The organism is Mucilaginibacter sp. L196, from assembly GCF_009765905.1.
Lineage (GTDB): Bacteria > Bacteroidota > Bacteroidia > Sphingobacteriales > Sphingobacteriaceae > Mucilaginibacter.
This window is the reverse complement of sequence record NZ_LMUO01000012.1, coordinates 1-12,760: the sequence shown is the minus strand read 5'-3', so window position 1 is coordinate 12,760 and position 12,760 is coordinate 1. Positions and strand designations below refer to the sequence as shown.

Here is a 12,760-nt window from a genome sequence, read left to right as displayed (position 1 = left end):
GGCGTTGGTTATTTTTTATCCAGGTTATTTTAAGGTCACAACCGGGATTATTTGTAGCGCACCAGATATATCTGGTGAAAAATTGAGGGTTATTTTTTCAAATTTTAGGACGAAAATTCCCCTCAACCCATTAATTAATAATGTGTTATTTAAAAAATATCGGATAAATCAACTAGAGTAGGCTTATAAAATTGGTATCGGATCAGGTGGGGCTGGTTTATAAGGATCAAAAACAGCCACGCCTACCCTTGAGTCTGCACACCCATAATAGAGGAACCATTTTTTATTAAAGTATGTCATCCCTTCAATAAAAACAGTTCCGTTTACATATTGTCCGCTTTTTTCAAATGGTTCCATAGGGCGTAAAAAAGGAACATTAAGGCGGATTATTAGTTTCGACGGGTCCGTTAAAGAAAATAAGGCCTGCCCTGCGCAGTACGAATTACCATTAAAACGTTTATCACCGCCCTGGCCGGGATGATTTTTTCCGTTATAAAACAGTATGATACCGTTACGAGTCATTATCGCTGGCGGCCCGCATTCAGTAAGGTCGCTGTCAAAATACCCCTGACGGGGGGACATCAGCTGTTTGAGTTCGCCTTTGTTATCAACTACCGGTTTCCAATCCAAAAGATTGGTTGATGTAGCCGCAAACACATGCGATTCGCCCCAGTACATCCAGTATTTACCGTTGATTTTTGTAATAACCTGTCGGCCATCTTTTAATTTTGTAAGGATGGAGGCAGATTTACTGGCTATATTGGCAAATTTTCCGTTATAAAATTTTCTAAAGATGGGGCCATTTTTTATCCAGGTGGTCAAGTCTGTTGAGGTAGCGACACCAAGGCGCGGAACTTTGCGGTTCCATTCCGTATAAAACATCACATAAGTCCCTTTTTCAGTTACGGCAACCCGGGGGTCTTCACAGCCACCAGGCCATTCAAACTGTTTCTGGCTATCGTTTTCCGGGAACATCACCGGGCTGGCATTTCTTTTAAAAGTAAGCCCGTCACTACTTTCTGCATAACCTATCCGTGAGGTCCGGGTACCGATTTCAACGCCGGTTTTATCTTCGGAACGGTAAAGCACCACTATTTTTCCGTCTTTAATCGTGGCGGCAGGATTAAAAGTATAGTTAGCTTCCCATCCAATCATTTTATTCGACATAGGATCCAAAAACTTCGCATTGGGATCGGGCGAAATAATAGGGTTAATATTTTGCGGCCTTACAAAACCGCCAAATGCCCATTTAGGAAGAACATTCTGATCTGTTGTTTGAGCTGCAGAAAAATTAAAAACCAGTAGACAGGCTAAAAATCCTGTTAGTTTAACAAGGTTCTTCTTCATCAAGCGTATTTATTATTTTATAGGTTTAATATTCGGTTTGTTTTTTGCAAAACCGGTTTTATATATTATTAACAATATTAATCAATAAAACCGGTTTTGCAAATTTATTCTGGAAAACTTTTTCTGGTATTAATAACAATTTTACCGCGACAATGACCACACTCCGATAACTACATAAAAAAGTGCTTAATGTTTCACTTTGTACAGCTTATAGCCGAACAGAAAAATAACGGCATAACAAATAATTGGCAAATAATAAGCTTTTGCAACATTATGGTTCGCAATTTGTCCCATTATCAAAGGAAAAAAAGCCCCGCCCACAACACCCATTGATATAAATGACGATGCCTGCTGTGTATGGCTGCCTAAGTTTTTTAAGCCAAGACTAAAAATTGTTGGAAACATAATACTAAAGAAAAAGTTGATCATCATTAAAGCGATATATGACGGCCAGCCAAAACCCTGCGCTACTATAAGGCACATAACAATACTGCACAATGCAAAGCAGGCCAGCAATTTGTTAGGTGCAATAAATTTCATCAGATAAGTGCCGGCGAAACGGCCCGCCATCATCATGGCCATAAAAATACTCATATACCTCCCCGCCGACAGGTTACTAAAGCCCATTATCTCATGCCCATAGTTAATAAAAAAGGCCCATGTACCTGCCTGCGCCGCCACGTTAAAAAACTGTGCTGCTACCGCCCATACAAAATGCTTATGCTGGTATAGCTTTTTTTCGGGGGCTATATCTACATTGACAGCTTCCGGGTCAACTTCGGCTACTGCAACATGCGGATCATTCAAAACGGGCACTTTAAGAAATAAAAAAGCCACGATAAGTAACGTAATAACACCGCCAATACTTAAATAAAGGTATTTAACAGAGGTAAGATCTGTTGCGTTCCCGGCAGTAACGCTAAGAAGGAACCATGAGGCGATCAGTGGCCCTGCGGTGGCCCCCAGCGCGTTAAATGACTGTGCAAAATTAATACGCCGGTCACTCGTCCGCTGGTCGCCCAATGCTGCAGCAAATGGGTGCGCTACTGTTTCCAGGGTCGCCATTCCGCAGCCCATAACAAAAAGGGCGATCCTGAAAAAGCTAAAAGATGCAGCATTTGCAGCCGGCACAAATAGGAACGTACCAATAGCAAATAATGACAGCCCAAGGAGCACGCCAGGTTTATAGCCAAACTTCTTTAAAAAATACCCCGCAGGGATACTCATTACGAAGTAGGCGCCAAAAACTGATAACTGAATAAGCCCCGATTGGGATTTTGAAACATTTAATGCACCCTGGAAATACTTGTTGAGCACGTCGCTCATTGAATGTAGTACACCCCACATTAAAAATAATGAGGTTACAAAAATAAAGTTGACGACAAACTTTTTCTCGATAAATGCTGCTTTTTGCATAATATGTTAAGCTATAATTGGTTTACAGAATTAAAAGGCATCTTGCTGTTCGTATTATCAAACATGGACGCAGCACCTATTAGCGGTGCATTTTCGCCAAGCAGGGCTAACCTAATAACCAGTGGGTGCAGTGCTTCGCTTAGCTGCGGAAGAAAAAACTCAGAAGCTTTGGCAATGTTGCCGCAAATAATTAATACTTCGGGATCATACTGCTCAACAGGCATTCTGAGAAAATCAGCCATATTGATTGCAAATTCTTTAAATATATCCCTTGCAATTTTACTTTCTGGGGCCATGTAGGCGAGTTCTTTAACCCCTCCGGTCAAAGCAATATTAGATAATTTACTATAACGTTTTAAAAACCAGCGTGTTGATAAATAGTCGTCTGCTATTGTATCCTTGTAGGGCTCACTGCCCAGGTTAATATCCTTAGTAATCCTGTTTTTGCTGTAAGCCGACCCAAAGCCCGTACCCAGGGTTACACCCATCACCTTATTATATGCTTGTCCCGCGCCAGTTAGTACCTCCCCGGCAATAGCAGATTCAGCATCGTTGCGAAACCTGATTATTTGCGGATCGAATTTTAAAAGGGCCGCCAAGGATTCCCTTATACTCACACCATACAAAGCCTCATATTTATCAAGCCCTTTAATATATGATATACCCTTTTCGTAATCGAAAGGCCCTGGCATAGCAATACTTAAGCCTGATACTGAAAGGCCTGTATCTTTCAGCACTTGTTTAAAGGCGTTCCCCCATGAACCTAGTATATCATCAGCTGTCCCTTTACTAACCACATCAACCCTGATTACGGTTTTCTCCAGGATAGTGTGAGTATTAGTATTATAAATACCGGTTGTTATATGTGAGCCGCCTATATCGGCGGTTAGAATGGGGGGGGATAGTGAATTGTTGATCTGCATTATTTATCTGTTTGTAGTCTGTATTTGTTATCAGGCATCCGCTGAGGTTAAATAACCGATCCCAGGACGAAATAATTGGTTTATAAAGTGCTAAGTTTTCACAGGTGTTCAAACAAAGCCGGGGAAGATTCAATTTCTTTTCCCGAGCTACAATAATAATTAATAAAACCGGTTTTGCAAATTGAAAATGATATATTTGGGAACCATAAATCAAGAGCACAGATAAGAAGGTAAAAAGCCGGCCAATTTACGGTGTTGCAAAGGCCCAAGCTGTCAAATTTTTACAGCTCCCTTTCTTGACACTTGTTTCTTTATTTTGCATTTTGTAACTATAATAATATCGGAGCCATTAAATGAATAAAAAACTATCAATCAACGATATAGCGAAGGAACTAAACGTTGCAAAATCTACTGTTTCGTTTATTTTGAATGGGAAAGCAAAGGAAAAAAGAATAAGCGATGAGCTGACAGAAAAGGTTTTGAAGTTTGTTCAGGAAAAAGGGTTTCAACTCAACTATCTTGCTAAAAGTTTAAGCACTGGCAAAACAAAAATGATATGTTTAATGGTTGAAAAGATATCTGATTATTTCTTTTCACATATCGCCTTTCATCTGGAAGCACTGGCCTACAAAAACGGCTATAAGATAATTTATTGCAGTACTGAAAATGATCCCGAAAAAACAAGGCAATTAATCACGCTACTGCGGGCGCGCCATATTGACGGCTATATTATTACGCCGCCTAAGGGGGTTGAGCCCGAAATTAACGCATTGATAAGTGATAATTTACCGGTAGTGTTATTTGACCGTTATTTACCAACCGTTCCAACCGATTATGTAGGGCTGGATAACTATAAAGGTACATTTGATGCCGCAGAGCTTTTAATAAAAACCTCCGCTAAAAAAATTGCCCTTTTTACATTAAGCTCTGTTCAAAGCCAGATGGAAGAGCGGCAAGCGGGTTATTTAGATGCTATAAAAAAGCATAACCTTAAGCCCTTGATCTTCAAAGTACCTTTTGAAAACGATACTGATACAACCATTAAGCAATCCATCCAGTTTATAAGTGATCATCCTGGCTTAGACGCCATTATATTCGCCACCAATTACCTGGCGCTGAGCGGCATAAAAGCCATAAATGAATCGGGCTTGAATATGCCCGGGGATATTTCTGTTATAGCTTTTGACGACCACGATGTATTTAATATTTATAACCCTTCGATCAGCGCCATCGCACAACCTTTGGACGAAATGGCTAAGCAACTGTTCAAAACGCTCCTGGATAAACTCGAAAACAAAGTGCGCTTAAAAGATGTGACCAAGGTAATTATCCAACCCGAATTGATTTTAAGAGGGTCAACTAAACAGGTTTAATCAAATTTCTTTTACACTTAGTGAATAGTAAACTAGTTGTATTGACGGATCGATGCATGGTCGATATTATGTGAATCTCAAAAGTAGATGTCACCAAAGAATTCAAATATCTCATATGCTTTAAATCTAAACACATCCAGAAAAATTTTGCCCTTATTTTATTTGAGGAACTGAGACTGGCCATGCCGATTAAACATCATTATATAATCTGTTTACCCAATATTTGTTGATTAACAGATTATATAATGATGAGAGAATGTAAATGCCCTATAAACATGCCGTTATATCGGATGTTGCAACCATCTAAGGTTCGATGGTTTTAGTTGATGAACACCACTAAGAGGTACCACATTAAATTGATTTATTTGGCTTTATAATCAGGATCCATTTCCGGTGTTCGCAAGCCTGCAACCTCATCTGCCATCAGGATAAAGACATTCCAACATAAACCCTTAGTAGATGGCCACCAGCTATCGGTCGAGGTCCATTTTGTTGGCGTAAATTCTTTACTGAACGGCCATTCGGGATTGAGGTATATTTCGGCCCATATGCGGTTTTCCATCATTGGCCGGGCTTTTTTCCAACCATGTTTTAAGCCTACAACATAGGCGCAATACTCAGGCCTAAACCAACTGCCACCGTTGTAGTAAAACCCATCGGTTTTTCCGTCGCTGTAGTTTTCCGCACCAAATTTCCCAAAAGGCTGATAATCGCCGGTTAAAAAAGCGTATCCTTTTTTGTCTTTTGTAAGTCTGATCAGGATTGGGGCCGTGGTACCATATTCGGGATGTGGCGAGTTGGAAACTTTGTTAAGAGCAGGTACTTGATCCAGTTCATTTTTCACCATTTCGTCTGTTAGCATAGGTTTTTTAAACAACCATAATGAAAAAAACTCAGGTTCGAGATCGGTAAGCGAAATCAGATCAGGGAAATTCCTATCGAATATTAAGTGCTTTCTTTTCGGATCATAAAAGGCTAGATACCCCTTCTCCGCCTTTTGGATATAAGCATCCGAAATTGCAAAGCCCAGTTCTTTTATTGTTCTTAACGCAATCACCAGCATACCTTGGTCAACAGCCAGCCGGTCGGTTTTGGGATTATAATCAATAATATCTATTTGGCTCATCGGGAAATGGGTTTTACATATCCCATCACGGTCAGGGTCAAATTCGTTCAATACATAATCAACGGCTTTTTTTATTTTATCCTGTGGAAGGATTGCCCCAAACCGGCGTTTGTTTAGCATTGCCCACATTAACCACTCAATAGTGGCTTCGTTATCTTTTGCTTCTATCGATCCCATAAGCGGCGTGATAATTGTGCCGATAGACCCTTTTGACGTTTGTGTTTTACTCCATTCATCCCATATGGCCAGGTTCAATTCTTTGCTATAAGTTGATACCGTAGAAAAAAAGGAATCGCGGTTATACATATCCGGGGCATAGTTCATGTTAGGGACGTTAAATGGCTTAAAATTATCCACATCTGTCACCCAGGTAAGCATATTGAAATTGGCATATAGCATTTTTTCTATCTGCGAGCCCTTAAAGCCCTTACCTTCTGCAAGTCGCGACTGTGACGAGATCATAAATTGCTGGTGAGATACCCAGGGTTCAACAAAGATATAGGTTGTTTTTTCAACATTTTCGCCCATTGGGAGAAAATTATAAGGTTCAGACTGAGGATTGTGCTCAATAAACTGCAGATCTTTTATCTGTAGCTTACATTCCCTGCCCGATTGTGTGCCGACGAATACAGATACGCTGTCGCCGTCAATGTAAGGAACCATTATACTTCTTTTAAAAACAGACCATTTATCTTCAGTTACTGGAATGTTATCAACATATTTCATCCCATCCTCCAGCTCACTCGTCTTTTTCCCATTCTTAACCCTGAAAAGTTTTACAGCAAGCGGTGTATTTCCTTTGCACAAAAGTGTTATGGTGTAAATTTTTTGATCTTTAAAAGGCGCTATCAATTCTATTCCGGCGGCATCGCCTTTATGCCCGGTAATGGATATTATGCCATGGTTTTCTTCCACTTCAGCATTACCTTTTTTTTGCCAGGAGCTACCTGGTTTTAATACGGTGGTGTCACCTGCATCAAGGTTGTACATTTGGCCAAAAGTTTGCCGGATGTATTCATTGTTTTCAGCCTGCTCTGAGGCGCTTGCAACCGCATACAGTTCAGGATCGGGCAGCCGGCGCAAGCCTGTAAAGCCTTGGTCGCGCCCGCTGAAACGGCGACGTGTATTGCGGCTGTATTGGTTTTTATAACCGGCATCTGTTAAAAAACCTACTACATTATTATCTGCGGTGATAAAGCCCGCAGACGGAAACATTTCATGTACAAAACCACCCGGGAAATTATCATGCTCAAAGGTTACGTAGCGTTGTGGTTTTGCTGAGGGTCTGGCGGTTTCCTGTAATATATAATACATCTTAGGCATTGACGGTTGAAATAACCTGATCGTCTTTTTTACAACATTGTTGTTTATTACGCGGTAGGTTACATTTACTGATAAATTGGCATCAAACTCCGGTACATATAAATCTCTGGCAAGCGTTATACTGTCTTTATTTCCACTCCATTTCTGGCCAGTCCAATGGTCAAGCTTTGCTACTGTAGTTCTGTCAAGGTTAAATAGTTGTAAAGAAAATTCCTCTGTATTAGTTACTACTAATTGTTTGCCATTGTATACATTAACCCGAAAGCCGCTCTGCGCATCACCGGCGGTTTTTAGCGAAAGCTGTGCAGAAACAACAGCACATTTTAATAAAATAAATACGCACGACAGCAACATGTACCGGGTTAAAGGGCATCGCTGCAATTGATTTTTTGATATATTCCCAGAAGTTTCAACTTGGTTCATATAGTTATTATTTATAATTGATTAAATTTAGTTTGAGTATCTGATGCAATTAAACAGGACAAGAAAACAGATGGATTAACCTGGGCTAACCAATACGGGTTATAGATGGCCTTTATTTGCGTTCAGTATTAAAATCGATAATGATATTATTTGCAATTAGCTTTTTGTTCTTTTCCTCGATCTTTATGGTTGCCGGTACTAAGACGAGCGACACAGCCGTATCGCCATCTAAAGAAATGTTTATATTGCCGCTCTCATTTTTAATTAAATACTTTTTGGAAACTCGATCATAAACATTCATTTTCTTTTCCCCTATATTAAAAAGCACATTTTTCTTATCGGGGTAGGGGTTATATATGAGATAGGATGGGAAGCTTTTGGACGAGTAGAAATCCGTGGCATTGCAATCCAATTTAAGTATTCCTTTAACATTGGTAGTATCTACTATTGCGGCCAGCATGCCGGCCCATGCAGATCCATAAATGCAAATGTCTGTAAATGAAGCCTGGTCTTTTACCTGATCTCCTATGGCATATGGGCCATTGTTTGATAGTATCCCTTTAAATATCTCAAACCGGTTGCCATGGTCTAGGTCCTTCCTTAAACCTTCATAGCAAATTACATGCTCTGGGTCGCCTTGCCATATAGCACTGCTTTGCTGGTTTTTGGGGTGCTCATCAGCATAAAACAAGCGGCTTGCACTGGCCAGATTCAAAATCCATTTGCCTATTGTTTTTGAATAGGCGGGGTTGTATTTAACTATTGGAACAAGCGCCGCAGCCTGTGAAAATGTATTCATTGCAAATGCATATTGCTCGTTTTTCTTTTGCCCAACCAGCCCGTCAACATCATAAGCTCCCCATTTGCCGCTGATTACTCCCCAGCCATCTCTATCGGTATTATTGCCATCAAAACACCAGTTTAACATTTTCAATTCATCATAGCTGGTACCCAGTTCGGCATTTGATCTTACCGCTAGGTATGCTCCATAAGGCATCATTAATTCATAAAACGGGCCGTCTTTGGCAGGGCGGTTTTGTAAATATTGCATACATGATTGGCTGGCTTTCAAAAATTTGTCGTCGCCAAACTTTTTCCAGGCAGCAAATTCAAGCCATGCTAACCCTGCTGCTGCATCGGCCTCGTGCCAAATACCGTTATATACCCCTTTTTTAGTGTTGAAATTATATGAGGTATAATTAAAGTCGGGATATTTTCGATCTGCACTTAGCCCATCAATAGCCTCTATCCATTTACTCGCATTTAATTTCATAAGGCCCGAGATGTCTTTATTACCGGGATACTGGTTTACAAGCATACTAAATGCCATACCCGGAAATATTTCATACCAAAAGGTTTGTCCCGGTTTTCTGTCAACACTGTTCATTACCAGGTTTACTCCGTTTTTGGAATTGTAAAACTGTTTGCACATGGTTACAAAATCATTACCGTGGTAATTGCTTTTGTCAATGCCTACTAAAGAAGCACTGATTACAGAACCCATTACGGGTAAAGATTCATAATTGGTTTTCTTTGAGCTATTTGCTAAAGAGCCCACATAGCTTGGAATACCGAAAGATTTTATTGGAAAATTAGTATGACTATTATCCCACCATATAAGCGGTAAAAAAGCTCCCTTTGCCGTGAAATTATAAAGTAGCGTATCTTGTTTTTTAACAATACGCTTCCAGTTCTTCATTTTATATGTTTCCGGAATATTGGGCATAGAATCAACTAGCCTTATAGCAATTTGCTTTACCGGTACTTGAGCTGATACTGAATTAAATATTAAAAGCCCTATAAGCAGACATAAAGTAATTTTCTTCATGAAAATTATGGATTGAATATAATATTGGTTCATTTTATTGTTGACAGCTATTCACCTACAAGTATTACCTGTAGGTGAATAGTTTAATCATTCTTAGAATTACTTTATTGGATCTGGCGCAGCAGGGTGTGCAGGATCATATATAGCTACCCCCACGCGAGAATCGGCACAGCCATAATAGAGGAACCACTTTTTATTATTGTAAACCATTCCTTCAATAAATACTGTTCCATTTACATACTGTCCGCTTTTCTCAAACGGTTCCATTGGGCGCAAAAAAGGGACATCTAACCTTGCTATTGCTTTTTCTGGATTATTCTTATCAAATAAAACCTGCCCGGCGCAATAAGAATTGGCTGTAAAGCGCTTGTCGCCATTATCGCCAATACTATTTTTGCCGTTATAAAATAATATTATCCCTTTATTGGTAATGATAGCAGGAGGACCGCATTCAGTAAGGTCACTGTCGAAATATCCTTTACGAGGCGAAATCAGTTGTTTAAGCTCTCCATTTTGATCTGTTACAGGGGTCCAATCAATAAGGTTGTTTGAGGTTGCAGCATAAACATGCTCTTCTCCCCAATACATCCAATACTTGCCATGCACCTTAGTTATTACTTGCTTATTATTAACCAAGGCGGTTAAAATAGAAGCAGATTTATTTGGTTTGTTAAAAAACTTACCGCCATAAGCTTTTTTAAATATAGGCCCATGTTTAACCCACGTTTTAAGATCTTTTGAAGTAGCGACACCAAGGCGAGGCACTTGTCTATTCCATTGGGTATAAAACATAACATAAGTCCCACCTTGGGTAACAGCAACACGGGGGTCTTCACAGCCTCCCGGCCATTCATACTCCTTTTGGCTGTCGTTGCCCGGATACATGACCGGTTTTGCATTTCGTTTAAATACTAAGCCATCATTACTTTCAGCATACCCAATCCGCGATGTTCTGGTGCCTATTTCAACACCCGTTTTATCTTCAGATCTATATAACACAATGATTTTCCCATCTTTCACCGCGGCTGCTGGATTAAAGGTAAAATTAGCTTCCCATGAAACCTGTTTGTTAGACATGGGATCTAAAAATTTGGTTTCTGAGGTAGGAGAGATGATTGGATTTACTCCCTGAGGTCTTTCAAATCCTCCAAATGCCCAATCAGGAAGCTTATTTGGTTGCTGGGTTTGTGCAATTGAATTGTTAATGGACAGCAACAGCAAAAAGCCACTTAACAGGCTGGTAAATTTTCTTTTCATTGGTTATTGGCTTATTATTAAATTAGTTTAAAATTTTAAAAAAAACGGTTTGGAAATCTTTAAAAGACTTGCTATAATCATATAAAACATAAGTACGCGCAATTTTAAAGTGCATGTAACTAGCGAGTTACATCGTTATTGCAACTGTAATTTTGAGCGCGATTTTTGAAATAAGTAGCGAATAGTTATAATATGGTTATAGTGTACAATGCTAAAGTAATAAAACCGGTTTTTCAAATTTATTTAGGTTGTTTACTTCGTATTAAATAACTATCTGTTAATGGTATTGTACGGGCAAAAACTTGCGTAATATTAATCAGGGGGATATTACCACCGATGATAAAATAAAATAATAAGTGTCATCAGTGATAATATTCCCGGTTATCTCCCCAGTTTTAAGTTTAAATGGAATTACATTGGCCAATTGAAATTGTAATCGGTCTAAAAAAGGCAAACTTTTTCGAAAAGATTACCTTGGTCCTGTCCTGTTTGGCGAAGCCGGCGCCGCCGCTGGACGGGTGTTATTTGCAGGGTTACCATCTTTGACCTTTGCAAGAGAAGGAGGGTCGTGTGGGTCGTTATCGATTACGAAAGCAGCAATTGCCCACTTTTTAAATACGTAATAAGGTATGTAAATATATCCGCCAGAACCCCGTTTTTTTCCATAACTATTGAGCACCTGAAAACATCCTCCATTGGCGGCCTTATTATCATAGCCCGTTATGCACATGCTGTGGCTGATGGTAGTTAAATGCTTACAGCTAGCATGGGAACTGTAAAAAATTACCCGGTCACACTGTTAATAAACGTCAAACCGGTAGCTACCACGCTGACGGTTATCGTACAGGACAACGGCGGCGCAAATGTTCCAAAAACAGCGGTTTGCCTTTACTCTGATCCTACTTTGCTGGCGAAATACAGGGGGACTTGTAACGGCAGTATCCTGTTAGACACGACCTGAACAAATGGAAGCTTCACTTTTACTGGTATTCAGCATATCAATTATTATATTTCGGCTTATAAAGTCGTGGGCACCGACACCTGACGCCGTATACGCCGGTATTAAAGCAAAGCTAACACAACAACAGTAATCATTACACCCTAACTCCGAATCATCTATAATAGGAAAATCTAAGGCTTTGTACTAAAATCAGCTGGCACTTTCAACTCATCACAGCTTACGCTTAATACCCCCGCCGCATTGGAATTTTCAAGAAATCGTAACCAGCGCTTACTGGCAGGGCAGGTAACGGCACCTGTGTATGGCTATGGCTCTCTATCTCTTCAAACTGTGGCCTATTGCCGTGTGTGCATTTAATTGGCTGTTTATTAATTGTTTATTTAATTAAATTAAAGAATGTTTTGTGGGGTATTTAAGAGGCGTTTTAATGCTTTTAAAATAAAAGTTATTTTTATTTTTATTTAAAGAAAACAATCCTATATTTGCACCCCGCAATCAGGGAAGCGAAATCGCTTAAATAACAATGATTGATTAACCATCGCAATGATGGTAGAAATATAAAAAGCCAAACCGTGAGGAAAGGCGAAAAGTTCTTTGTTTTAAGGTATAACATATAACGTAGCAGGAAGAAAATTTAATTATTTTCGAGTCAAACGAATTGATGAAACCTGTGAATACTGTGAAAAGATATATAATAATACACAGATTCTATTAATTAATAATAGGGTCAGTGAACAAACAAAACATTTTACAATGGAGAGTTTGATCCTGGCTCAGGATGAA

The 12,760-nt window shown here is 39.6% G+C and carries 9 protein-coding genes; 2 read left to right on the top strand and 7 right to left on the bottom strand.

Going from position 1 to position 12,760, the window contains the following annotated elements; genetic code table 11:
* Nucleotides 1-183 precede the first annotated feature (183 nt).
* The 3 genes from GSQ74_RS10035 to GSQ74_RS10025 form a co-directional block, all read right to left on the bottom strand.
* Nucleotides 184-1,347: a glycoside hydrolase family 130 protein gene (locus GSQ74_RS10035; protein ID WP_158992793.1), complete on the bottom strand. Its 1,164-nt coding sequence runs from the start codon at nt 1,345-1,347 to the stop codon at nt 184-186.
* Between the two features lie 186 nt (nt 1,348-1,533).
* Complete coding sequence (locus GSQ74_RS10030) at nt 1,534-2,766, bottom strand: sugar MFS transporter (protein WP_216846718.1); 1,233 nt, start codon at nt 2,764-2,766, stop codon at nt 1,534-1,536.
* Between the two features lie 8 nt (nt 2,767-2,774).
* Nucleotides 2,775-3,686, bottom strand: coding sequence for an ROK family protein (locus tag GSQ74_RS10025; RefSeq protein WP_158992789.1), 912 nt, complete (start codon nt 3,684-3,686; stop codon nt 2,775-2,777).
* Nucleotides 3,687-4,039: 353 nt separating this feature from the next.
* On the opposite strand from GSQ74_RS10025, the gene GSQ74_RS10020 reads away from it, so the two are divergent.
* Entirely contained in the window at nt 4,040-5,059 is a 1,020-nt protein-coding gene (locus GSQ74_RS10020; protein ID WP_158992787.1) for a LacI family DNA-binding transcriptional regulator, read from the top strand.
* Between the two features lie 361 nt (nt 5,060-5,420).
* On the opposite strand, the gene GSQ74_RS10015 is transcribed toward GSQ74_RS10020, so the two are convergent.
* From GSQ74_RS10015 to GSQ74_RS10000, 4 genes are all read right to left on the bottom strand, one after another.
* Nucleotides 5,421-7,931: a hypothetical protein gene (locus tag GSQ74_RS10015; protein ID WP_254060854.1), complete on the bottom strand. Its 2,511-nt coding sequence runs from the start codon at nt 7,929-7,931 to the stop codon at nt 5,421-5,423.
* Between the two features lie 112 nt (nt 7,932-8,043).
* A complete protein-coding gene (locus GSQ74_RS10010; RefSeq protein ID WP_158992785.1) occupies nt 8,044-9,759 on the bottom strand; it encodes a hypothetical protein in 1,716 nt (571 codons plus the stop codon).
* 99 nt (nt 9,760-9,858) lie between these two features.
* Complete coding sequence (locus tag GSQ74_RS10005; protein ID WP_158992783.1) at nt 9,859-11,016, bottom strand: glycoside hydrolase family 130 protein; 1,158 nt, start codon at nt 11,014-11,016, stop codon at nt 9,859-9,861.
* Between the two features lie 469 nt (nt 11,017-11,485).
* Nucleotides 11,486-11,746, bottom strand: a complete 261-nt coding sequence (locus GSQ74_RS10000; protein WP_158992781.1) for a hypothetical protein — start codon at nt 11,744-11,746, stop codon at nt 11,486-11,488.
* Nucleotides 11,747-11,782: 36 nt separating this feature from the next.
* On the opposite strand from GSQ74_RS10000, the gene GSQ74_RS09995 reads away from it, so the two are divergent.
* A complete protein-coding gene (locus tag GSQ74_RS09995; RefSeq protein WP_158992779.1) occupies nt 11,783-11,977 on the top strand; it encodes a hypothetical protein in 195 nt (64 codons plus the stop codon).
* The last annotated feature ends 783 nt before the right edge of the window (nt 11,978-12,760 follow it).